At 43.6% G+C, this 23,933-nt stretch carries 24 protein-coding genes; 6 read left to right on the plus strand and 18 right to left on the minus strand.

Annotation, left to right across the window (positions count from 1 at the left end):
• Positions 1-326: Rpn family recombination-promoting nuclease/putative transposase (locus F6K57_RS07570; RefSeq protein ID WP_293066241.1), on the plus strand; the 326-nt coding region annotated here is incomplete at its 5' end.
• 280 nt (positions 327-606) lie between these two features.
• Here F6K57_RS07570 and F6K57_RS07575 read toward each other — a convergent pair.
• Both F6K57_RS07575 and F6K57_RS07580 read right to left on the minus strand, forming a co-directional pair.
• Positions 607-1,992: a formylglycine-generating enzyme family protein gene (locus F6K57_RS07575; RefSeq protein WP_293066244.1), complete on the minus strand. Its 1,386-nt coding sequence runs from the start codon at positions 1,990-1,992 to the stop codon at positions 607-609.
• A 28-nt stretch (positions 1,993-2,020) separates the two neighbouring features.
• Positions 2,021-2,479, minus strand: a complete 459-nt coding sequence (locus tag F6K57_RS07580) for a hypothetical protein (protein WP_293023976.1) — start codon at positions 2,477-2,479, stop codon at positions 2,021-2,023.
• Between the two features lie 10 nt (positions 2,480-2,489).
• Here F6K57_RS07580 and F6K57_RS07585 point away from each other — a divergent pair, with 10 nt between their 5' ends.
• Together F6K57_RS07585 and F6K57_RS07590 are read left to right on the plus strand one after the other, a co-directional pair.
• On the plus strand, positions 2,490-2,636 hold the full coding sequence (locus F6K57_RS07585; protein ID WP_293066247.1) for a hypothetical protein: 147 nt from the start codon (positions 2,490-2,492) through the stop codon (positions 2,634-2,636).
• A gap of 94 nt (positions 2,637-2,730) precedes the next feature.
• Positions 2,731-2,871: a hypothetical protein gene (locus tag F6K57_RS07590; RefSeq protein WP_293066249.1), complete on the plus strand. Its 141-nt coding sequence runs from the start codon at positions 2,731-2,733 to the stop codon at positions 2,869-2,871.
• On the opposite strand, the gene F6K57_RS07595 is transcribed toward F6K57_RS07590, so the two are convergent.
• The 8 genes from F6K57_RS07595 to F6K57_RS07630 form a co-directional block, all read right to left on the minus strand.
• Positions 2,816-4,771 (minus strand): hypothetical protein, encoded by a 1,956-nt coding sequence (locus F6K57_RS07595; protein WP_293066252.1) that lies wholly within the window; start codon positions 4,769-4,771, stop codon positions 2,816-2,818. The genes F6K57_RS07590 and F6K57_RS07595 overlap by 56 nt on opposite strands.
• Positions 4,772-4,961: 190 nt before the next feature.
• Positions 4,962-5,402 (minus strand): hypothetical protein, encoded by a 441-nt coding sequence (locus tag F6K57_RS07600; RefSeq protein ID WP_293066255.1) that lies wholly within the window; start codon positions 5,400-5,402, stop codon positions 4,962-4,964.
• Between the two features lie 24 nt (positions 5,403-5,426).
• A complete protein-coding gene (locus F6K57_RS07605; RefSeq protein ID WP_293066258.1) occupies positions 5,427-7,487 on the minus strand; it encodes a baseplate J/gp47 family protein in 2,061 nt (686 codons plus the stop codon).
• Positions 7,488-7,491: 4 nt separating this feature from the next.
• Positions 7,492-8,319, minus strand: a complete 828-nt coding sequence (locus tag F6K57_RS07610; protein ID WP_293066261.1) for a GPW/gp25 family protein — start codon at positions 8,317-8,319, stop codon at positions 7,492-7,494.
• On the minus strand, positions 8,312-8,554 hold the full coding sequence (locus F6K57_RS07615; protein WP_075899936.1) for a hypothetical protein: 243 nt from the start codon (positions 8,552-8,554) through the stop codon (positions 8,312-8,314). Before F6K57_RS07615 ends, F6K57_RS07610 begins: the two co-directional genes overlap by 8 nt.
• A gap of 276 nt (positions 8,555-8,830) precedes the next feature.
• Positions 8,831-9,346, minus strand: a complete 516-nt coding sequence (locus F6K57_RS07620) for a hypothetical protein (protein ID WP_293066264.1) — start codon at positions 9,344-9,346, stop codon at positions 8,831-8,833.
• On the minus strand, positions 9,346-10,200 hold the full coding sequence (locus F6K57_RS07625) for a phage baseplate assembly protein V (RefSeq protein ID WP_081431195.1): 855 nt from the start codon (positions 10,198-10,200) through the stop codon (positions 9,346-9,348). Before F6K57_RS07625 ends, F6K57_RS07620 begins: the two co-directional genes overlap by 1 nt.
• Complete coding sequence (locus F6K57_RS07630; protein WP_075899932.1) at positions 10,197-11,171, minus strand: hypothetical protein; 975 nt, start codon at positions 11,169-11,171, stop codon at positions 10,197-10,199. Before F6K57_RS07630 ends, F6K57_RS07625 begins: the two co-directional genes overlap by 4 nt.
• A gap of 35 nt (positions 11,172-11,206) precedes the next feature.
• Here F6K57_RS07630 and F6K57_RS07635 point away from each other — a divergent pair, with 35 nt between their 5' ends.
• Entirely contained in the window at positions 11,207-11,353 is a 147-nt protein-coding gene (locus tag F6K57_RS07635; protein WP_293024009.1) for a hypothetical protein, read from the plus strand.
• Here the strand turns inward: F6K57_RS07635 and F6K57_RS07640 are convergent.
• The 7 genes from F6K57_RS07640 to F6K57_RS07670 all read right to left on the minus strand — a co-directional run bounded on the left by F6K57_RS07640 (position 11,350) and on the right by F6K57_RS07670 (position 19,337).
• Complete coding sequence (locus F6K57_RS07640) at positions 11,350-14,907, minus strand: hypothetical protein (RefSeq protein WP_293066268.1); 3,558 nt, start codon at positions 14,905-14,907, stop codon at positions 11,350-11,352. The genes F6K57_RS07635 and F6K57_RS07640 overlap by 4 nt on opposite strands.
• Positions 14,908-14,970: 63 nt before the next feature.
• Entirely contained in the window at positions 14,971-15,555 is a 585-nt protein-coding gene (locus tag F6K57_RS07645) for a DNA circularization N-terminal domain-containing protein (protein ID WP_075899928.1), read from the minus strand.
• Between the two features lie 2 nt (positions 15,556-15,557).
• Entirely contained in the window at positions 15,558-16,880 is a 1,323-nt protein-coding gene (locus F6K57_RS07650) for a hypothetical protein (protein ID WP_293054632.1), read from the minus strand.
• Entirely contained in the window at positions 16,837-16,998 is a 162-nt protein-coding gene (locus F6K57_RS07655) for a hypothetical protein (protein ID WP_158069592.1), read from the minus strand. The genes F6K57_RS07650 and F6K57_RS07655 overlap by 44 nt, the downstream gene beginning before the upstream one ends.
• Before the next feature lie 5 nt (positions 16,999-17,003).
• On the minus strand, positions 17,004-17,333 hold the full coding sequence (locus F6K57_RS07660) for a hypothetical protein (RefSeq protein WP_075899926.1): 330 nt from the start codon (positions 17,331-17,333) through the stop codon (positions 17,004-17,006).
• A 34-nt stretch (positions 17,334-17,367) separates the two neighbouring features.
• Positions 17,368-17,874 carry a hypothetical protein gene (locus tag F6K57_RS07665; RefSeq protein ID WP_075899924.1) on the minus strand — a complete coding sequence of 169 codons (507 nt, stop codon included), beginning with the start codon at positions 17,872-17,874 and terminating at the stop codon, positions 17,368-17,370.
• Positions 17,875-17,957: 83 nt separating this feature from the next.
• Complete coding sequence (locus tag F6K57_RS07670; protein WP_293043504.1) at positions 17,958-19,337, minus strand: phage tail sheath C-terminal domain-containing protein; 1,380 nt, start codon at positions 19,335-19,337, stop codon at positions 17,958-17,960.
• 511 nt (positions 19,338-19,848) lie between these two features.
• Here F6K57_RS07670 and rlmN point away from each other — a divergent pair.
• Positions 19,849-20,904, plus strand: coding sequence for a 23S rRNA (adenine(2503)-C(2))-methyltransferase RlmN (gene rlmN, locus F6K57_RS07675; RefSeq protein WP_293024045.1), 1,056 nt, complete (start codon positions 19,849-19,851; stop codon positions 20,902-20,904).
• Positions 20,905-21,281: 377 nt separating this feature from the next.
• On the opposite strand, the gene F6K57_RS07680 is transcribed toward rlmN, so the two are convergent.
• Positions 21,282-21,464, minus strand: a complete 183-nt coding sequence (locus F6K57_RS07680) for a replication restart DNA helicase PriA (protein WP_293024026.1) — start codon at positions 21,462-21,464, stop codon at positions 21,282-21,284.
• Between the two features lie 1,207 nt (positions 21,465-22,671).
• Between F6K57_RS07680 and F6K57_RS07685 the strand changes: the two genes are divergently transcribed.
• Positions 22,672-23,871, plus strand: coding sequence for a glycosyltransferase (locus F6K57_RS07685; protein ID WP_293045963.1), 1,200 nt, complete (start codon positions 22,672-22,674; stop codon positions 23,869-23,871).
• Positions 23,872-23,933 lie beyond the last annotated feature (62 nt).

A 23,933-nucleotide genomic window follows, 5' to 3' on the forward strand; every position in this document is an offset into this window, starting at 1 on the left:
GAGAACTTCTACAATTAATAGAGACCATACTGGTGTATAAGTTACCCAAACTCAGTCGCACGGAGATAGAAGCCATGTTTAGTTTAAGTGATTTACGGCAAACTAAAGTTTATCAGGAGGCTTTAGCCGAAGGTAGGCTTGAAGGCATACAAGAAGGCAGACTTGAAGGTATACAAGAAGGTAGACTTGAAGGTAAAATTCAAGGCAAATTAGAGTCGATACCTCGGTTGTTAGCGTTGGGGTTAACCGTAGAACAAGTTGCCCAAGCTTTAGAATTAGAGGTTGAACTTGTGAAACAGGTGCTCCAGCAGTCAACGGATCCCTGAAACAACAAGCATCCCATAGAAAAATCGCATTCCCTAGGCTAGGGTGGGCAAATAATGAGAGTTTGGCAATTTTATCAGCAGTCATGTCCATTTGACCACCCTACAAGATCCCTATCCTAAATTCCCGATTACCAATTCTTAATTCTCAATTCTCAATTCTCAATTCTTAATTCTCCATTCTTAATTCTCCATTCCCGATTCCCGATTCCCGATTCCCGATTCCCGATTCCCGATTACCTATTACTTAGAAAAAGGCGAAAGGGCAAAGAAGATTCCACGCCTAGGAATAAACTACCCGAAAACCGTGGTTATGCTTCCTGCTGCTCGTCGAGCTACTGAGGCGATAGGTACAGCGGCAGTACCTTGAGTTGCCGTTCCAAGAGCCACCGCGCAGCAACCGATTATTATTATTATCAATACGGGCACTACCGTCTACTGGGGCACCATAATAGTTGCCATGCCAGGTATCTTCACACCATTCCCTGACATTACCCATCATATCATACAATTTCCAGTTATTCGGGTTTTTTTGTCCTACTGGATGAGTTTTGTGATCAGAATTACGATTGTACCAAGCATACTCTCCTAGTTCTGACTCATTGTCACCAAAGTAATATCTAGTTGTCGTACCTGCTCGACAGGCATATTCCCATTCTGCCTCACTCGGCAAACGGAATTTTCGACCCTGGAGTGGACCCTGAAATTTTTGATTGAGTCGCTCACAAAATTTTTGACAATCATGCCATGATACATTATCAACGGGTAGCTTATCGCCTTTAAAGTTAGATAGGTTTTTGGGGTCATCCTCAATCTTAAGTTTAGGGTTACCAAGAACGGCTTGCCACTGCTGCTGAGTTACTGGAAATTGTCCCATCCAGAACCCTGATACATTTACCAAATGCTGGGGGCCTTCGTCATCACTGCGCCTAAATTCACTAATAGGGGAACCCATCAAGAACATACCTCCTGGGATGTATGCCATTTCCAAAATGACTCCTTGAGCTAACTTAAAGGATTCTATTTTTATGTCATATAATTTTGGCTCATATAAAAGCTTTATGATGTAGGCTTTGAGGCTATCGTCTAACCCTTGCACTTTATTGTCTACATAGTTTTTCACTGCCAGTTGCGTGGGGACTACTACCAGGGAGGATTCTCTGGATTGGCCGATGGTCTCACTAAATTGCGCTACTTGTACGCCCTGCCCCAGTTGCAGACTGCCATTGAGCTGTGTAGCACCCTCTACCGTCAGCGTCTCACTGACTTGGAGCTTTTTAGTTTCAAACGACTCTCTGGCGCTAGCTTTTACCCCTTGGACTTGGTGTTCTACATAGGTTTTCACTGCCAGTTGCGTGGGGACAGCTTGATTCGAGTTGTCTGCCAAGGTAATATCGCTGGAAAATTCATTGACCGCTTCTCCTAATTCTAGTTTCAGGTTTCCCTTGACTTCCAGTTTAGCGGTGGGAGTGTCTGTGCCAATTCCTACGTTGCCCTTAACGTTCAGGGCTTCTGCAATGGTTAGAGGTCCCTGGAAGCTTGTTGCTTTTTGTTTTATGTCTTTAAGAGTATTCCCCAAACGGTCAATTTCACCCATGGCGGCATTCCAATCTGCCGAAAGGATCAAATCTCCAGGATTTTTCTGTTTTGGTTCAAAGCCGTTGGTCATTGCTGCTCCCTAAGCTTTCTAATTCTCACTAAAATAAAATTTCCCACACAAGAGTTAACTTAAATTTATCGCTCTTGGTAATTACAGGAAAAATCACTCGATTATACATGATTCCCTTGCCTTTTTCTAGGCTATTGAACAAACCCGCCTCAGTCAACTCAACTGGCTGTTTATCAGGTTCCCCAAAATCTAGGTCTACAGACAACATAATTTTACACTTTTTACTGTCACCGTCTCCAGTCTCGATTAAATCTTTGGACTCAAACGGTTTAAGTTCTTTCCGAAACACCTCCTGTCCCAATTGAGTATCCGTAGCTGGAGCAACTTTGGTGCTGCCGCCAGTCCCTAATGCGATGTAGCGGATCGGATCAATGGTTTGATTAGTAAATAACTTGGCAACTAATTCCCGCCCTGTGTAAACAATCGAGTTGTCAGCTTTAACTTCCTGCACCAGCTGAGCTTGAGGATTATATTTTTGGATAGTCAACCTACCTTTCATGTCGAGGGTTTCGGCAATTATCATAGAATTAAGAATCGGGAATCGGGAATCGGGAATCGGGAATCGGGAATCGGGAATCGGGAATCGGGAATCGGGAATCGGGAATCGGGAAGTTAGAAGTTATAAATTAGAAGTTAGAAGTTAGAAGTTAGAAGTTATAAATTAGAAGTTAAAAGTTAGAAGTTAGAAGTTAGAAGTTAGAAGTTAGAAGTTAGAAGTTAAAAGTTAAAAGTTAAAACTTGGCATTCACCCTCCCGACTCCCGACTCCCGACTCCCGACTCCCGACTCCCGACTCCCGACTCCCTACTCCCTACTCCCTTTCTTCAACCAAAACCATTCCCGCTATCAAAGCCAGTATAGTCAAATACTCCACAAGTAAGCAGGTTATCAGACATTTCGTGGACTACTCCCTCTGGATAGGGAACCTGAAGACTACTAATAGTCAAGGTATCTTCGGCAAGATGTTCTTCCAGAAAAGGAGAACGCTCGACTCCCAACCGTGCTACCATCTCGTGAGTTTCCTGAAAGCGCTTTTCATAGGTAATCATCCCCAGAACACCAGCGGCTTTAACCTTGTCAATAATTCCAGCAATTTGATGACGAGGATGATCCCCTGCTTGCTGAAACTTATCAGTAAAGCCGGGAATATCCCAAGGAATTTTTACCTCAAACACCCCTGGGGTGAGTTTGTAGAGTCTCATTTCCAGAGAGACGGCGGGTTGACTCAAGGCAAAGGTGGTTTCACCAAAGCGCTGTTGGTCAAATCGTGCCAGGGGAACCCCATCAGCTAACTGGGCTTCCAGCCGCCAGCGAGAGGTTTGGGTTGGTAGTTGGGGCGTTCCTTCTGTTGCATAAGGTTTACCGTTGACTTCAACAGTATTCTCTCGAAAGGACAATACATCGGATGCCCTCGCTTCTCCTTGGTAAGTAACCGATTCTTCAGTATCGCACCTAACAACTCGCAAATTGTATAATACCACAGGCAGACTTGGCTGAACTGCCAGGAAAATTTCGATTTTCTCAGGCTGCGGGTTGGGGTTATATACCTCAAATTCTTCCCCAAGTGTCAGCACGTAGGAATGTTCTGGCTGATTATGAGGATGCAACTGAGTCAGCCGAGGCATGAACTCTTTAATTTCAATGGTTTCCTTAGCAGCTTGAGCTGCGGGAGAATCTCCTAAAATTCCCAAGTTGGCTGCCACCAAATCAATAATCCCTTGCTTGGTAGCTGCTCCTTGACGGAGGATTTGAATCAAGCCTTTGAGTCGCTCTCGGTAAGGAGCATAACTCTTGGCAATTTCATTGGGATAGGCTGCTTCTAGCAATTGCCGATTCTGGATAATCAGATCAGCTCCCTGGGGAGGGGTTTCTGGTCGGGGTTGGTCGGTGTCTTGGTAAGTTTTTTGGTATAGTGAGGGGTCTTCAAGACAAAGATTGAGTCCGTTTATTAACCCCTGTTCTACCTCCGCCAGAGTGGGAATAGGGCTAGGGCTGATATAGTCTGGATAGGCAGCATCTAACAACAAGCGATTGAAACGTTGTCGGTCTTCCCCGATTGGTTGTTGTGCCAGCAATTGCTGAGCGGCTTTGCCAAGTTTCAGGGTTTGGAAGTATCGCTTATTTTTCCCATAGAGGGAGGGATTAACCAGCTGTTGGTTGAGTGTTTGCACCAGTCCCTGCTGTAGGGGGTCAGGAAGCGGGGGGAAACCGTCATAGTGATTCAGCAGTTCCAGGGTTTCTGGGGGCAAGTGAATCTTGAGATAATGACTGAGTGGATCGGTATCAACGGTAGCAACCAACAGCTTAATGGCCAGACCGGGCAGATCCCTGAAAGACTCTAGGTTAAATTGAGCCTGGGAAACCTGATAGCGCTCCAGAAGGGTCTTGGTATCGTGATCAAGTTGCGATCGCAAATACTGAGACAGTTCATCCCTGCCTTCATGAAGTTTCTTGGCCAAGTTACTGACATTTTTAAGACTCCCTGGACTAAACTGGTGACTAACCTGTACCAGTTGAGAGGTGCCCCCTAAAGCTTCTAGGTAGAGAGCAAAAAGTTGATCTAAATCTCCCTTTTTGTTAGCAATAAAGCCTTGAGACCCTTCATTGTCAGCGGTATCCACATGATGGGAACGCATCACAGCGAGCAAGTCGGTTTCCCCTTGCTCTAGCAAGACGCCAAAGACATCAATAAATTGGTAGAGCAAACTCTCAACATTGGCTCCGTCATAGAAGTGAGGAAACCGATTGGTGATGCTGGTGGTTTTGCCGCGTTTTTCCATTACCTATTACCCATTACCTACTCAAAGTCCCCCTTTCTAAGAGGATATCTGAAAAGTTTTTTGATACTGAATTTTGCCCCCCTAGCCCCCCAATTCTGGGGGGAAGAAGCATCCAATTAGCTGGGAAAAGTCCCCCTTGCTAAGGGGGATTTAGGGGGATCCCCACCTCATGGGATAGAGAATTGCTACATTACTTATCTTCAATTACAATTTCCAAAGTAGACGGCACTTGTAACTGAATCTCAGCCCGTTCTACAATCGCAATGGGAATATTGTCCTGATAGGAGCTACCCTTGGCTCTGAGTTCAAGCTGATCAATCGTGTAGCTAGAATCTCCGAGAAAGCTTCGGAGTGCTTCCATTAACTTCTCCTGATTTTCCTTTGAAACTTGGCCATTGCTGATGAAAATCTTAAGGATTTCCTTGGCCAGATTGCCTGCCTTAGTCCTGATATCCACCAGCAGCAGAGTTTTCAATTGGTTATAATCCAGATTTTCTCCCACTGCTAGTTTGGGTAACTGCTCCAGAGAGGGAGTCACAATACTTGTAACTGCAGCTTTCATGGCATTCTTTAGTTGTGCTGGAGCAACAGTTTTGGGAACCGCAACCGCCGGAGTTAGCCTTAAATTCAAAGTAGCGATCGCAACCTCAACAACCTAGATATCGCTGGTAATGATAAACTTATCAGCATCACCTAACTGAGTTTTTTCAAATTTGTTTACCTGAATTTGCTTCTGGTCTCGGTCAATTATATCCTCAGCATCTTCCCCATTAATAAACCGAAAATCCTCCAGTTTCCAATTAATATCTAGCACTGATTCTACGGTTTTTGCTTGCTTAACCAGCTGCTCAAGTTGAATATTTTCTTCTGGTTGGAGTTGCTCAAAATAAGCACTAACCTGCTCCTCAACCTGTTGGTAAATGTGCTGCTTCTCTTGTTGGGTAACTGTAACCGGTAGGATTAACTTCAATGCTCCAGTAATGGTGAGTAATCTCTCATAGAGAAATACCGAACTGAGCTGAGCCTGCTCCACAAACGTGACCTTAACGGTTTCGCCATCAAAGGGAATCCCTGGTTGCCAGAAGGAGGGAATTAACTTGATTGCTTCGATGGTGGTGATTGTTTCAATTCTTGCCTTAATCTCACTTTTAACCACTTCCTGGGATGGTTTGAAGTCAGCAAAATATTGTTTTAGCGCTGTTTCAATTGCCTGTTGTTTCTGGTCATCTAGTGCTTGAGCCTTAATTTGTAAGGCTACAAGCAGGGGTTTGATTTCTGAGGCAACGCGAACCGAGTGGGGGGTGAACTTTTCTAAGATATCTACTTCTAGCCGTTTCACTGGCGTTTCGGAGGATTTATAGTGCTGGGTAGACAGTTCAGTGCCTTCTGAATTACGAATACTGGTCGTGAGGGTAAAATCAACTAAATCATTGACACCGTTGCAGCCTAGTATCTTCCTCGTGAGTTGAGAGATCAGCAGGGGTTGACCCATTTTCTGGTCTTTGAGATGGGAGATAATTGTCTGCTGGACCTGTTCTTCCAACTGTAGCCGTTCCTCTGGAGACAGTTTCAGTTCTGGTTGGAGTTCAAGTTGGAATACCCCATCAACGTTCACTGCTGTCGCCGGTTTAAGTAATGGGTAGATTCCCGCTGCCTTAACTCGGTCAATTTCCTGTTTGAGCTGACTAACTTTCTCAAGATCTGTAAAATCAATGCCATCAACGAATATTTCAATAATGCCAAAGTCTTGCCGTGAAATAGGCCGCTCATTGCTAACCGTAAGAGTTACCCTATCAACCACTAACTCTTTCCAAGTTGCATTAGCCTGAGCTTCCCCAGCTGCTCCAGGAATACCAGCCTCTACCTCCACCTCCACTGCTGGATTTTGACCTGCTGAGAGGATTACCTCTTGAGTGGTGTGATAGTCTTTAGTTTTTGTGTCTGAGACTTGGAGTGTTATAGTTGTCCCTTTGGGAACCTTAAGCTCTTCAGTAAGGGACTCACGATGAGTAACCATTACCTTGCCCCTAGGGAAGTGGAAGTTTTCTCTAACTTGCACTTCCCTCACCCCAGGTAAACTCAACAGAGCATTCCGGATGGAAGTAGTATTACCGCCACTGGTCGCCAACAAGGTTTGCTTGGCTCGTTGGCGCAGTTGTTCGTCACTCTCCTGTAGTTTACCGGTAAATCCCAGGGTTTCTTGATTATTAACTGACTTCACCCCCACTACCGGCTGAGGCATCACCACAATGGTTTCAGCTTCAGTTTCCTCTGTTTTACCCCGTCGTAGAGCCTGGACTCTCACCTGGGCAGTGGTTTGGTCTTTGGAAATCTTGCCTTCTTCAATGGTCTTGTAGGCTTTTTTGGGAGACTCCTGGGTATCTTCCGTAGTAACTAGTGTACCTTTGGGAATAAAAATATCTTCATCAATGCCGATATCTCGCGTAAAGGTAACTTTTCCGGTAGCATAGTCCGGTTCTCCCCGCTTAATGCCTAAAATGGCAACAACTTTGTCAAGGTCAATGCCTTCGGCGGTATCCACAAAACCAGAGAGATATACCCGTTGCATCTGCTCGTAGAGGACGGCGAGTTCCCAAGCAAAAGATTCGTATAGAGTGCGCACCACACTGCCTTCTTGAAAATCTGTTAGTGTGGGAGGAGTGCGACTCTGCATCGCCTCGAACAGTTGAGCAAAGCCTTTTTTGTCAAAAACCATCACATTACGCTCCAGGTACGGAGAAGCTCAGGGTCAAGGGTGTTTCCTCACCTACAGGTTTAAGGACTAAAGTTGCTACGAGTGTATAACGTTGCTGACGAGAGGGAGGCTCAAAATAGATTGCCTTGATTTCTTCTATCCGAGGTTCTTGAGCTAGACACTCACGGATATAGAGATTAGCAAGGGAGCGAAGACGATTATTATTTTGTTCACCCACTAACAGGTGGAGCCGTGACCCATAATTGGGATGTCCCAAAGCGGCAAGCTCCCCTTTACGGGTGTAAAGGCGATTGAGAATTGCCTGAGCCAAATTATCTAAACCTGTCGCTGTGGCCAAGTCACGATTGACACTTTGAAGGTCTACGAATTGTCGCTCAGAAATGAATTGTCCGCTGTGGCGGCGAGTGAATAATAAATCTTTTTCCATTTGGTGATGGGGAATGGGGAATGGGGAATGGGGAATGGGGAATCGGGAATCGGGAATCGGGAATCGGGAATCGGGAATCGGGAATCGGGAATCGGGAATCGGGAATCGGGAATCGGGAATCGGGAATCGGGAATCGGGAATCGGGAATCGGGAATCGGGAATCGGGAATGGCTGATGGCTGATGGCTGATGGCTGATGGCTGATGGGGAATGGGGAATTTTGCGATCGCACTAAACTGATTTTACAAACAAGCTTGTAGGGTGGGCAAAAACATTTTGATTCACATGAGTATTCTAGATAAGATAACTTTGCCCACCCTACTTTAATTGGTATTTTTTTGACTGCTCTCAATTTACGCTGAAACTCAGGAGTAAGTTGCACCTCAACTAACGGAGCGTCAGTCAATATCAATTCCCTCCCAGATTTGAGAAATGGGTAGGGTTTGTCCAGTCACAGCTTGCTGCCAAGATTTGCGAAAGCTTTCTGCTGAAAAGTCAGTATTATCGCCTTCTGGTATAGTTTTAATTTCTAGGGCATGGTTCTTTTGAATAATTGTGGATAGTATTTTGAGTAGTTCAAGCTGCTCTACTAATGAAAGGGACTGAGCAATGTTGACCGCTTCTTGAAGCTGTGATTTCATTAATCTCCTCTATTTATAATTAGAGCAATTTTATATCCCATCAGGTAAAAATTGATCCCCCTAAATCCCCCTTAATAAGGGGGACTTTGAGGTTGACAACCGTGCCTCATAACTACGATAAACACTATATAGTGTCTACAGTAAAATAATAGAATATTCTTTACCCATTCCCGATTCCCGATTCCCGATTCCCGATTCCCTATTACCCATTACCCATTACCCATTACCCATTACCCATTACCCATTACCTATTACCTATTACCCATTACCTATTACCTAAATTGGTAACTCCTTATCGGCAACCGTCAAGCCTTGAGTTACCTCCAAATTGCCGTTAATTTTAAGAGTTTTTGATGGATTGAGAGGGGACAATTCGATATCACCTTGATCAGAAATATTAAGGCGTAAAATTTCCTCTCCCTTCATCGTGATCACCAACCCCGCCTTTGCCTCTGAGACATCCAACACCAGCTCATCCTTAATCGTGATTCCCTTCTCAGCCACCAGGGGTCCGGTTGCCGTTACGTTGTTATTCGTTTCTAGGGAAATACCATCCTCTTGATGTAAACAAATTAGAGCATGACCAGGACTTTTTTCACCATTCTTTTTACCATGAGGACATTGCTCATCTGTCCCCTCACACCAACCATTTTCATCAGGTTCCTCAATGGGGCTAGGCATATCATAAGGACAGACGAAAATTTTGAGGTAAACAGGATGGTCTCCTTTTAGATCTTGAATTGAGCCATTTAAAAATTTATAATCGCTATTTGCCCCTTTGATTCTAACCATTACCCCACCTTGGTATTTCTCGCCTTTGCCTGAATTGAATTAATCTTCTCTGTTGGCACCATCACCGGACAGGGAGCGCCGAGGTTACCCACATGGGTGTGGGTACTCAGAATAATATCGTCACTATCACCAACCGCATTAGCCGGTAACCGTCCACCAACTTGTACAGAAGCCGTACTTGCATCCCCAATCTTGATCGAACCTACACTTTTGACGGTGACATTAGAGCTAGCTGCATCAATGGTGATGCCCCCACTTTCAACTTTAATCTTGCAGGTGCCGTTATCAATAGTGATATTACCACCAGATAAAGCCACGGTACATTTTTCGTTTTTCAGGGTAGCATCTCCTCCTTCCAGGGTGACATGGCACTTTTCGTTGGTGAGATCAATTTTTTCATCATCGACAGTAATCACCTGTTTCTCATTTTTACTAGTAATAGTAACTACCCCCTCCTGATCAATTTTCAAACTACCCCCGTCTTTCGGGTTATTTTGTAGGTAGAATTCCTTTTCCTTGTTGACAGGGGGTTGGTCTTGGTCATTGTAGAGCCGACCAATAATCACAGGAGCATTGAGATTACCCCCAATAAAGGTAACCAACACCAAATCCCCAACATTGGGAATATTAACCAGTCCTAAATGGGGGGTTGCTACTGGCACTTTGCGCAATTCAAAGTCTTTGCCGTCTGGCTGTTTCTTGTTCTTTAACTTGACTGAACATTGGTAGTTGTCCTTGTCACTCTCAGAGGTATGGGGAAACACCGCTGTCACAATCCCCAACTCAGTAGTGTAAACTTTACGTGCTTCCTGCCGAGCAACCTTCTGCATTACTCCAACAATCGAGTCTGTCACACTTCCTCCCAATCAATTACAGTACAAAAACCACTACGGCGATTGAGACGGTGGCTCACTCCCGTGACTTTGAAGCTACCATTCAGGGTAGCCATCGGCATTTTTGACACCTTGATCTCATCTCCTAGCTTGACATTAGCATTACCTAGCACCTTAATTTCACCCCGTTGCTTCTGGCGCTGCTTAGCCAAAACCGCCTCAGCCATTTTCTGAGCAACTGCCTGGGTACGAGCTGTGGGGTCAGTCAGTCGTAGAGTCGTAAAACCAGAACCGGAACCAGCAGTACCCTTAACCTCTTTTTTCGTAAGCCAAGAGTAAGCCTGTTCTCCTTGTCCTTGACTGCTGGGACTTTCCCCGTAAATTTCTACCTGCTCAACCCCAGGATGGGGTTGCTCCAATTCCAAGGCCAGAATGTCTTCCCCATATTTGAATTGATGGGTACTGGCAGGGTTATATTTGGCAAATACAGCTTTGTCTTGGGTGTTGGCATAGAAATCAAAGCCACATTGTTGTGCTAAGGTCTCGAGCTCGTCATAGGCTGACCTCAACTCTCCCACCCCATAGACCGAAAATTTCAGACCATTCTCCACTTGCCCCACCTTCACCTTGCCCAACTTGAGAATATCTTTGACAATATCTCCAGCATTTGGTTTTTCGTAAACCCGATTTAACCGAGCTGCGGTCAAACTCCCAAAAGTGCTGGCAGCCTCAATCCTGACACGGTCAATGCTCCAGTCTACCCTACTAACCTTACCGGTAAAGACTAACGTTTGCTTATTCTCATAGCCCAATTCCACCGATACCAGCTCTTCTGGACTGATAGTTAAACCCTGTGGTAACCCTAGAACAAGACAGCAGGTATTAACCGGAATAGTTAAAGAACTATGCGATCGCAACTCAATGAGCTGCGTTTGTTGCCCAGCGTTACAGACAACGCTACCAATTTTAATGGTGTAAGCAATTTTTAACATCAGGAGAATTTAGAATTTGGAATTTAGAATTTAGAATGGGGGATGGGGAATCGGGAATCGGGAATCGGGAATCGGGAATTGGGAAAATTAGCGATCAAGATAAACTTGATATAGCACTACCCTCCCAATCACCTATTACCTATTACCCATTACCTATTCCCTATTCCCTATTCCCTAACTAAACCGGCAAAGCATTCAACAAGCGATCAAAAGAATCAGCCACATCCTCCAAACCAATATCCAGTTCACTTTTTAGCTGCTCAAGCCGTTGCCGCAGTGCTAAAAAAAGCTTATTAATAGCTCCTCGCAATTTTTCGGTCTTTTGCACTACTTTTTGCTGATACTGGCTATCTAGAGCATCACCTACTGCCTGAGGAATGTCTCTTAATAGTTGGATTATATTTCCATGTAACTGGTCTAGTTCATCAACAATGTTTTGAGGATAAATCTCTTTGAGCTTGTCTTTTAAATAAGGGAAAATTGATTCCATATTCATCACAATCAGGTCTTGGGTATAACTCGCTTCGATTAACAAACGGTTAAAGTGAACCAGATCACTTTTATAGTCACCTAAACTTAAAACTTTAACCTCGGTAGTCAAGGTTACTCCCTCAAACCGTTGCTTATTGTAGAAGTCTTCCTGGAGCAGCAGGTTATTCAACTCTCGAATCACCGCTTGTTTAGTTCCTTCTGTCTTCGCCTTTAGCAACAATTTAGTAGTCTCAGAAAGCTTACTATTGATGTACTTAGAAACGTTATCCTCGGGTTGAGCAAGTTTTTGGATTAAACTATCAATATCTTTAAAGTCACTCTCATCAAAGGAATTCAGCAGTAGCTTCGGCCTCAGAGACTTTAAGGTTTCCAAAGTTGTTGTATATGTCCCTTCGATTGCTTTTACTACCTCATTAGTCAGACTGTCAATGGCATTCTTAACCCCATTAATTGCCTGACGAATTTGGTCTCCTAGCGTCTGAGCAACCTGGCTGAGAATCTCCACTAATCGTTTCGGAGCATCCTCGATAATTTTGATCACATTGCCAATGTCACCAAGAACAGTACGAGGCTGCTCTAGTAATTTGTCCAAAGCTTGGAGAATTTCCCGCAGAGGATTGACAATCTGTCGGTTGAGTTCATCGGGAATAACTTGCTTGAAGTTAGCCATTACCTGCTGAGGAGAAGTGCGGTTGGCACTTTCTTGCAAGCGATCGCGTTGGCTCTCATTCCCCTGGAGTCTAGTGGTGTCTGTAACGATAGTATTGACTTGTTCGAGAACCTCTTGGGGGGAAGTTGCAGTAAAGTTTTGATAAAGGTTTTCCAAGCGTTTTCGCAAATCTTCATAATCTACAGCAATTTCTGCTGGTAGAGTTGGCAAGCTGGCTGCTGGTGGTGCTGGTAGAGTTGCTACCACCTGCTGATAAGCTGTAACTTGTCCGGCAACGCCATCGGTTGCTAGATCATCGGGAGTCTGGGTGTAAGTTGCGATCGCGTTTTGGAGTTCCTGCAATTGCTGTGTCAAACCCTGCTCATCAACTGCATTCACCTTGGTCACGATCCCATCTCGGATTTTCTCAACCTCTTGAATTTTTTCGGCAAAACTGAAGCTCAATATCTCCTGCAAAGTGTTCCAAAAATCTGACTTGAGGACATCTGACAACCCGATATTCGCCATCAGCTTATCTACTTGACTCAAACCATCCGTCACTTTGCCCACAAGCTTCTCGACAGGTAAATTATCTAGCTGGGTTTTGACAGTTGCCAGCTGCTGATTCAGGAAATCTGTTATCGTTTTGGGAGATAAGGACTCAATCACCCCTAACAACTTTTCGTATAATTCTTCTAACAAATCCAACAATTGCTTGGGATTAATCACTTCTAGTTTTTCAATGATATCATTATAAAAGTCTTTAACTGGTTGAAGAAGTATAGAAGGCTTGTACTCATTTAATTTATTGATCACAGGAGTAAGATAGGGCTCGAGAAAATCAACCACCAGAGTACCAGGTTGTAAAGATTCAATTTTGTCGTTAATTTTATTAAATTCCCCTTCGATTAAAGCCACAATATTGTCTAAGGGAGCTAAAATCTCATCAAAGGCAGCTTTCAACTCAGGGTTAACGACACCCGGAACATCCACCGCTTTAATTACCTCTGTTCCCACTTTTAGTGCGGTTTTAACCGGGGTACTAAGGGTAGAGACATCAACCGCTTTTAACTCCTTCTCCAAGTCATTGCTTTTGGTTACCACCACTTGAAACGCTGGTTTAAGGGACACTTCTTTGAGATTGTCAGTAATTGTCCCCATACCCTCTTCAGCTTGTTTTAGGGCATTAGTAATCTGAGGACTGTCCAAAATGGCACTAACTTTGTCAAACAGCTCATTGATTTTATGGTCTAACTGCTCTCGGTTGAGCTGGGTTTTAATTTGAGTATTAACACTTTCAATTGACGTTTTTATGTGGTCAGTTTGCTGTTCGAGGTTTTTAGAAAATTCATCAACTTTACCAACAATAGTTGTGGAGGCTTCATTACATACTTTTTTAAATGGTTTAACTAATTCTTGGGACTTACCATAAGTATTTTTAAGAAACTCTTTAACCTTTTGAATAATTTCTTCAAGATAGCTTTTGACTTTATTTAACAGCTCTTCTCCCTGCTGAATTTTGTCGGTAATAGCTTTGGTGACTTTAGTAGCAATCTCCTCAACCTGACTAATTGCTTGTTCAATAACCTTTGGTATTTTATGGGCAAACTCCCTGAGTTTATCGGTAATAGTTTTAACTTTAGCTGTCAGAGTCTCAATATAAGTCTTGATTTTATTAAAGAAAGGAACTAAACCTCCTGTAGTAGCACCACCTTCTGTAGTACTAATTAATTCCTCTAAAGCAGTTTGTAAATTTGTGATATCAAAGTTTTGTAAATTTGCCAGAGCTGTCTTTGTGCTAGCATCAATGCTCTCAAATTCTCTAGCAATCGCTCTAGTTCTTTTTATCAGTTCTTTAAATTGCTCTTTTTTTAGGGAAGTAGGGTCTTTTAGGGAATCCAGCAGTTTGTTATATTCTGCTATTAATTCAATTCGCCGCTTAATATTACTTTCAATGCGGCTAATAGCCTTGGAAGGAAGTTGTTCTGCTAAGGAGTTAATCTGTTCCTTAAAAATTTCGGTGAGGGCTTGTGACTCAAATTTTTTCAGTAATTCATCTGGATCTGACAATTTATCGAGTAATTTTTTTAGTCCTTTGAATAAAACATCCAAGGTGCGAACAGGTAGCATCCCTGCCTTGGTGACAAATTCTTCAAATTCCCCAAAGATAGTTGGTGTGCCTGTAGGCAATTCTCCGATACTGAAACTACCTATCAAGTCTTGAGTTAAAGAGGAAATCGTATCTTTAATTTCATCAGCAATCTTCAAATCTCCGAAATCAGCTGCCTTGGGTAAGGGAATGGCTGCGGTAAGGCTGTCGAAGTTAAGTTCTGTGAGTTGGTCGATTTTTCCGGATAATTCTGCTTTCAGTTCCCCAGCAGATAAAGGCACCTGGGCAATTATCTTCTTTACATTTGTAAAATCGACCTGAGGAAGCTGCTCTTCTATTTGCTGCTGATAATTACCAACATCAGGAAGACCATTTTGAGCCAGTTGAGCAACAGTACTTTCCGCTTGAGTACATTGATTTTGAGCATCAGCAAATGCTACTTTAGGATTAATGTCTTTGAATTGCTCGACAATAGAGAGTGCCATAATCTTGAGTCTGATTAACTTAATCTTGTGTGTAAAAGCTGGTTTAAAGCTAAAAACGGCAACTTAAATCCCAAAAATAGCTTTTAATCCTTCTGTTACTTTATCTAAATCTTTTGTGGCTTCTTGTACGGGTTCTAAAGCTCTTTTTAACGGTTCAAATGGGTTAGTAATTTCCGGAATAGTACCCAGTTGTAGAGCATCAGGAAGAGTGGCAACATCCATCAGATTCTTCGCCTTAACCTGAATCGAATCGTCTACCTTAGCAACACCTGCAAACCCTTGACTACTAGGAGGATCAGTATACTCAGCAATGGTCAAAGTATAGCTGAACTGCTCTGGCTCCTTAGCTAATTGAAACACCTCAAATCGTTCCACAATAACCTGGCCAAAGTAGCTTCTGCCAACAATTTCGGCAATAAAATCCACAGGTTTCCGCTGTTTGTAAATTTGTCGCAGTTTCTCCAAGTCCTTACTTGCTTGAGAACCGTAAAAGATACCACTAATCCCTAAGAATACTGAATCCCGTCCCAAGTCCTGCACAAGGTTTCCTGCCATACCAGGAACACGATGGGAGATCAAATTCGCTTGCTCTAGGGTGACCAGCCGATGCACCCGGTTTAGCTTAATTCCTCCTAACTCAATAGCCATGATTAGCTGCTCCCATAAAATCTACGGTATTCGCGACTGACTTTGCGAGCGATCGCGTCCATAATCTCATCTAAGTCCATTTCTGGTGTACCGTTGCGGCTGATCATATCTGTTTCAACCTCTGTTTCTAGCTTGCTGGGATCGGAAGAATGGGTAATAGGTAATGGGTAATCGGTAATAGGTAATGGCTGATGGGTAATAGGTAATGGGTAATGGGTAATGGCTGATGGCTGATGGCTGATGGCTGATGGCTGATGGCTGATAGCTGATGGCTGATGGCTGATAGCTGATGGCTGATGGCTGATGGCTGATAGCTGATGGCTGATGGCTGATGGATCACTGGAAGTTTGAAGAGCCTGGGGTGATGCAATATCAATATCCGCACCCAAGGGAAACCTCTGCAAGGTTTCGGGACTCGCACCACTAATTTCTTCACCACTCCCATAGTCATCAATCAGTTGATCGGGAGTTGCGTTGGTAAATAGTACTTGATCTCCGTTATCCTCCAAGTCCTCCGGATCTACTAGGTTTGAGTACAACGTGGGATCAGAGGCACTAACCAGATTAGGGTTTGCTAAATCTAGCTGTTCCTGGGAAGGTAATAATTCGGCCAGTTCTTTCAAACCCTGAACATTACTCGAATGCTTTGGTAAGACTACTTCTTCATTCCTGCCCAGAGTCGGTTTTTTAGATATAGGTTGGGTTGAGGGAGCAAAGGAGGAAGAACGGAAGAGTTCTTCATCTAGGGTCAGCTCCTGTGCAGGAGTAGTTGTGGGCACTTTCTGCCCTCTGCCCTCTGCCTTCTGCCTTCTGTTAAGAGTCTCTGTAGGCAGTATTGGTAATGGTGGCTTAAACTCCCCATCTGTATGCGCCAGTTCCTGTGCAGGGGGAACCTTCTGCCCTGTGCCCTCTGCCTTCTGCCTTCTTGTAGCCCCTGATTCCACCCTAGACAATACATCCCCTGAAGTAACAAAAACTTCGCTATTATTCCCCTTGCTTACTTGATCTCTACGGACTGGTGTTGACCAACTATCCTCCATAGTTGGATTAGGAGTTGCTAAACCTTTTGGGATAAACCCTGAAGTCAGCCAGGTCTCCAAAGCTGTGAATTCCTCACCTAGCTGTCCAACCTGAGATACAACTTCCTCTAAACAGCGGATTTCAGAGCAATCCTCACTCGTCAAATAATTCCCAGCTAACCCCCCTGCGGTGTATTCACCAATCAAGGCTTGAAACTCACTACGTAGGGCTTCCCCAAGAGCGACGAGAGCGTTATTGATATTAGGAAAGCTTTCCCCAGGCATCGCCATGACTAATTTCTTCATCTAACATTTGTAAGTATATCGAGACTTGCCCCATGGTCATTGTTTGCACTTGTTGGGGAGTCCAGCCAAATGCACGGGCTAAACGGTAGCTGGCTTTTACCAATGGGGAAGCACTCAAGCCATTTACGTTTTTTTTTCCGTCAACCCACTGATTTGTCTAATTTGAGCGATCAAAAAGTTAACCAACCCCAGATGCATCTTTTTGACTTGTTCTAAGGAAAGCGCTGGCTTTACCAGTGATTCCTTGATCATCAACAAGGGAATTAACCCTGGATCATTTTTCCCGGCTTTCATAATTAGCCCAAACGTACCAATAGTCAAAGGACGTAGCTGCACAACCACATCAGCCTCTGACTGCTGATTGCTTTGAGTAGGTTGCAAGATATGTGGAGGCACTACAACATTAAAGATAACGGTAGAACCAGCTAGGAGTTCTTCTGGTGTTGGTTCCATTTGAGCATTGAATTCATTAGTTATTTGTCATTGGTTAACTCTTTTCCTCTGCACTAATGCGTAAAGCTTTAAAGCTAACTCCTTCCATCACAAAATCATCTTCAGGTAATTGAAAACTCCAGCTTTCAAACTTAACACCAAACACAGTAAGGGTACTACTTTGGTCAGGAAAGGCTGGATTTTTCAGGGAAATAACGATATTAAAGGAAGGTTGAGGAATTGCGGCAACTGGCGGAGGACTTGTTGCTCCATCACCCAGCAGCAGCCTAATTAAAGCCCCATTAACATGAGCTCGTTGCACGAAGCCAGAAACATTGATATTTCCGGGACGCAACTCCGTTGGGAAACGCTTACCAATTTCGTGGTAAGGTCGTAACTCATTTTCTACCTTGACCGTTACGTTCTGTAAGCGCCCAACTATACTCGAAAATTCATACTCACCAATTAAACTATCCGCAAGTTTACCTTCTACTGACTCACTGTCATCGACAGCTAGAACTAACGAGGCATCAGAACCGCGAAAGACATTAACATTGGGCATACTAGTCCTCCTAAATATTTCCGAAATTTAAGGATTTTCATCCTTCGTTGTGAGGGCAGCTGATGGTGCCTGACTGTCTTTTTTTACTCGAGATACATCGTCACCTGGATAAAGTCGATGCTAAAGGTTGGCATTAGAGTCATGGTAACCATCACCTTCCCTTCTTTTTCTTGAGCGCGGGTTGCTGATACATCAAGTTGATAACTTACCAAGGCTTCATTATCTACCATGCGCGTCAAGAAAGCATTCAGGGTAGCTTTCATAGCTCCCCGCACTCGTTCATTATTCAACTTGCCGATATAGGGATTGCAACTGCTACGAACTCCGTAGATTGCATAGTCTACAATCCGTCTGGTAGTGATTTGCTTCCAGGCTCCATCATCAGTGGTTATTCCCTTAACGATGCGAAATCCAGCCCGTTTTTCTACTGTTAAAACACGGTTTGTGACCAGTTTTTCCAGTTTTGCACTGTTAAATTCCGTAGTTAGACCTTCAATTGTTAGGGTTTTGTTAGTGGGACTGGTTTGTACAGGCAACGAAGAAAGCATCCCAGCCACAGCAGCAGCTAGGTAACTACCGGGTAGCTTGTTTTGCTTTCCTTGAGATGAAACCAAAATTCCCGGTGCTGTAAAAATGATGCGGTCATTGTTGACGGTGTGACCAGTAATAGTTTCTAAGCTATCTTTACCGTTGGTAAAGCCACTACCAATGATGCCAATCCGCTCTCGCTTGATTCCTGCTGTTGTCTTCAGGTGTCCCTCTAGAGCGGTTAACATCCCTGTTTTGGTAACATCTTGCCCAGCTAGTAACACAATGTTAACGATTTCATTCTCTAGGAGAGCTAAACTTCTTTTGTAATCGTCACTGGCGGCATCAGCACCATTGTTGCCTCCACTGAAGTTGGCATCATTTACGGGGTTTGGTTTTCCCGGTTTTATAGTCTCCTCAGCCTCCACCAAAGCTGATTTTTGATTAACCTCAGTCTTGAGTTCCTCAATTGTTTTTACTGAGTATGTTTCCTCAATTCTGTCCTGGAAGAGTTTGACTGTTATTTCTGTGTTAACTGTAACTGTAATCTTGATCTCATTGCCCCAATTACCAGGAGTTTTAGCTTGCAGCGTCAGCAATGTCTCCGAATCCGATTTCAATTCATATTTTGCCTTAGAGCAGCTTGACTTTGCAGCTGTCCGCACGGCATAAACTGTTTGCCCTCCATTTTGATAAATCAGCTCTAGAGCACGAATTAATGTAAGTTCATTTTTAGTCCCATCTTGCCACTCGTCACTTTTCCCAAAAATTTCCTTAGCTTCAGACAAGCTACCGAGCAATTGCACCTGGTCTACAAGTCCTTTTTCCGCTGTGCCAACAATTCCAATGTTCCCTGTAACTACCCCGCCAGGACTAATTAACCCCTGATCACGCACCTCAATGTAAGTGCCTGGTAAAACCATCGTCTGAGTCATGAAAACCTCCACAGGAATTCAACGATCATACTAATTATCCTGCGCACTTTAAAATTTTACTAGTGCATCACTACCATCGGATTCCAGAAGATAATTGCCCTGAAAAATTAGTTAAACTTTGTACCGGGTCTGAAATAGCCTATAATTAGGAGGTTTGTCCAGGGCAAAACCATCTAATTTTTTTAGACAAATGACTAAAATTATGTACTGAGGATTTAACAGGAGGATCGCTGTCTAAATAAGAAGTAGCGATCGCCATGGTAGTTTAACTTAACGATAATTCCTGTTATAGCAATTCTCTATGCCATGAGGTACAAAGGGATCCCCCGTTGGTCCCCCTTATCAAGGGGGACTTTTAGGTTTAAAAGCGTACCTCATAAATCCTAGAAACGCTATAGAATTATTTGCTCTGATCAGATCCTGATATCCTATTTCCCCTAAAGCCCTTATGTGCCCAGATGTTTCTATCCCTCAACCAGACCTCAGTAGCAATGGTTCAAACGTCCAAACCATGACTAATGTCAGGGAGTCAGTCTCACCACTGGTAAACTCAATTCCGCCATTGTTAGGAGCTTCTATAGTAGAGTTAACCAGCTGGATACAACAACAGGGACAACCAGCTTATCGAGGACGTCAGTTACACGGATGGATTTATCAAAAAGGAGTGCGATCGCTTTCTCAAATTTCTGTCTTTCCTAAACAGTGGCGTAACACCCTCGCCGATGTCCCCATTGGTCGGTCAACGTTACACTACCGCTTAGAAGCAAAGGATGGTACGGTAAAATACCTGCTCCAGTTATCAGATGGTCAAATTATTGAAACTGTGGGTATTCCCACACCAAAGCGTCTGACCGTTTGTGTGTCTTCCCAGGTCGGTTGTCCCATGGCTTGTGACTTCTGTGCTACTGGTAAAGGCGGATTCACTCGCAATCTGGCTCGCCATGAAATTGTCGATCAGGTTTTAACAGTAAGAGAAGATTTTCAACAACGAGTCAGCAATGTGGTGTTTATGGGTATGGGAGAACCCTTGCTGAATACCGAAGCTGTGGTAGGTGCAGTCAAGTCTCTTAATCAGGACCTGGGGATTGGAGCGCGATCGCTTACTATCTCAACAGTTGGTATTCCCGGTCGTATCCGCCAACTCGCTCAGCATCAACTACAAGTCACCCTTGCCGTCAGTCTACATGCCTCAAATCAGCAGCTACGGGAGCAACTGATTCCTAGTGCCAAGCACTATCCTCTCAAAGCACTATTAGATGAATGTCGAGACTATGTAAACTTAACAAGTCGCCGAGTGACGTTTGAATATATCCTTTTGGGTGGACTGAATGACTCTCAAAAACATGCTGTTGAGTTGGCTAAGAACCTGAGGGGGTTTCAGAGTCATGTCAATTTGATTCCCTATAACCCCATTAGTGAGGTAGATTACCAGCGCCCTAGTTACCGCAGGATTCAAGCCTTTGTTGAAGCTCTTAAGCAGCAACACATTGCTGTCAGTGTACGCCATTCCCGTGGTCTTGACAAAGACGCCGCTTGTGGACAACTTAGAGCATCTAGGAGTACTTAGAAGTAGAGAAGTAGTGTTTTGTGGAAGTGAAAAAAAAACACAAGGGATGTTTTCCTGACCCTTGTGTTAAAAACCTACCCTTGTGAGTTCGGCGTTGCTGAATCTTCGAATGAATAGGAGTAGAGTGGGCATCCTGCCTGCCTTCGAATGAATAGGAGTAGAGTGGGCATCCTGCCTGCCTTCGAATGAATAGGAGTAGAGTGGGCATCCTGCCCGCCTTCGAATGAATAGGAGTAGAGTGGGCATCCTGCCCGCCCGAAAATAAGCATGAAACTGGCAAGATGCCAGTTCCACGCAAGATGCCCATTCTACAAAACTCTTAAAATCATTCCCTTATTAAGCAACGCCGTGAGTTCGCCCCCTCACCCCCTCATTGCTTAAGCACTAGGAGCATAGATGCCAGGGGCATAAGCCTCAACCACCCTGCCAGTGCGAGAGCAGCTAATCATTAAATAATCACAGACGGGGCATTGAGTCTGGGTTAGGTGAGTGTTTTGACAATAAATCTTTTGAGCACTACTGCCACAATTAGGACAGTAAACGTTCTGTGTTATCTGCATGTTAAACCTTGTTTTATTCAGTCAGTTATTAAAAAATGACTGCCTCTAACAAGCACCGACCCTGGTTCAACCATCTACTAGTACCGCTTTGGTAAATTCAAAATGAATTATTCAAAATTCAGATCCCGGTGCGCTTTCCGTAGGCGAATTAAATTCGCCACGGGTCGCACCGCAAGCTGATGATGTAAGCTTTTCGTTGGTTTTGAATGGTAGCTTTACTTTATTTGTGCTGTCTTGTACTAGTTAGATATAACCACTCAACTGATTAATCTGGAGGCAGCAATCGTTAATCTTTCCTTAACTATTGTATTTAAGTCTTATTTTTTTGGGAATTAATTTAACAATACTTAGCAATAGTGTTTACATATTTTAATATTCCGCACAAATTGGCACTCCAAGACTAGGTGATTTTTATTAAAAATAAGCTTCTATCCTATTGATACCTAATTGATCCCTGATTATTTGCTGTAATTTTTTATACAAATACTTGATAATATCTACCGTAGACAAAACTAGTTTTATCACAAAATATGTGAGATATGATACCGTACTCGGTTGATTACTTATCATAATCATATCTGAGATCGGGTAATTGGATCGGGTAATTGGTCATTGGTAGTTGACGATTCTCGATCCATCTGTTAAATGGGTTAACCAATCCGTTGCCCCATCTTCAATAGCAGACACTAGCGTAAGCATATGCGCTACAGATGGTGCTACTTGAGGTGCCGTCAGCTTAAAATAAACCTCGTTCGCGTAGCATGCCCATCGCGCAAACAGGATAATTTAATAGTTCGAGATTAATCAGAATTGAAAGTCTGGGGATTTGCGAACAGCTTTGTGGCACAGGCTTCGACGCTGTGACCCATCGCGCATAAGCTGATACGCGACACGCTGATAGCTGAATGCTTACACACTAGCAATCGCCCTATTGCTGGAAATTAGAGATGTCCGGACGGAATGGTTTGATGAAAAGTAAGAGTGTTATAGCACTACGCATTAAGCTTAGGACATTCCTAAACTCAGCAAACTTAGTCATAGCTTACTTCTGACTTCTGACTTCTAACTTCTGACTTGCGCGTAGCGCTATATAAGGGGATAGCTTGGTAAAATTTGGGCAGTATGGTGGTAGAGATCTCAGTAAATAGACTACTTAAGTATTAATTGCAAACAGACTATCTGATCAATTAACACTTCTTAACTAATAATGAATAAACACTATATCTTTTTTACCAGAAGTACTTTACCATTACCCAATGCTGCCCACTTAGTTCATGATGTCAATTCCGCCAATGCTGCTGCTAACCTTGGTTATTCTACTGTTTTAGTCTATCTCCACCCCCCAGAGAAATCCCTAAATCCCTTAGACTGGGTTTATCCCTTTAGGCTCCAACAGCCACCGGAAAACGTGACCAAGTTTTACAGTATTCAGGATCAGCTCAAGGTGGCTCCCCTAGCTATGCCTTGGCCCATTGGTCACATCAAAGGCAAACTGACTAGCCCCAGCACAATCGTTTGTCGTTACTATTTTCCAATTCATATTTTTCCCCATACTCAAATCTTACACACGTTGGATTGGAATTTAGTCAAAACAGCCATCAAGCATGGTATACCAGTCATTTATGAGCGGGAACATTATAAAAAAAGTGACTATGATCAATCCATTGTCCAAAACCCACTTTTTCAAGTCGCAGTCACCGTAGCTGATAATATTCGGGACGATATGATTCGTAGGGGTATGCCCCCAGAAAAGATTATCAAACTCCATAGTGGCTTCAATCAGTCTTTTTTAGTAAGACAACCAGAACAAGCCTCTGAATGGCGCAAAAAACTTTTGGTGGATAACCGCCAAAAGTTAGTGGTCTATTCAGGAGGACTCTATCGCTTCAAAGGGGTAAACTTATTAGTTGATGTTGCTAAGGAATTACCACAGATTCAATTTGTCTTTGCTGGTGGCAATGAATCTCAAGTACAGTCTTATCAGCAGCTAGCTAAAGAAAAACAAGCTAACAATGTTACCTTCTTAGGTTATATTCCCCACCAGCAGCTTCCCAGCTTACTCCAAGCTGCTGATGTTTTGGCTCATCCTCACTGTTCTGGTGAGGCGGCTAGCTTTACGTCTCCTCTGAAGCTCTTTGAGTATATGGCTTCAGGAACTCCGATTGTGGCAACGGAAATTCCTCCGTTGATGGAATTTAAATCGTCCAGTGCTATTGCTGGCTGGTGTCAACCAGATAACCCAGCTCAATTGACTCGTTGCCTCCAGCAGGTATTAGAAACCTATCCCAGAAACGTGAATGGTTATGCTGCTCAAATTGAGTGGGGGAGTCAGTTCTCTTGGGAAAATAGAATGGCCAAAATTATGAGCAATGTAGCAGAATATATGCATCCTATAATATCTGATTAATACGGTTACATTTAGGGTTAAAGTAAGCATTTAGCTATTAGCTAATGGGCTACAGATGGTGC

Origin of the sequence: Moorena sp. SIO4A5 (assembly GCF_010672005.1) — a bacterium.
In the GTDB taxonomy this organism is placed as follows: Bacteria; Cyanobacteriota; Cyanobacteriia; order Cyanobacteriales; family Coleofasciculaceae; genus Moorena.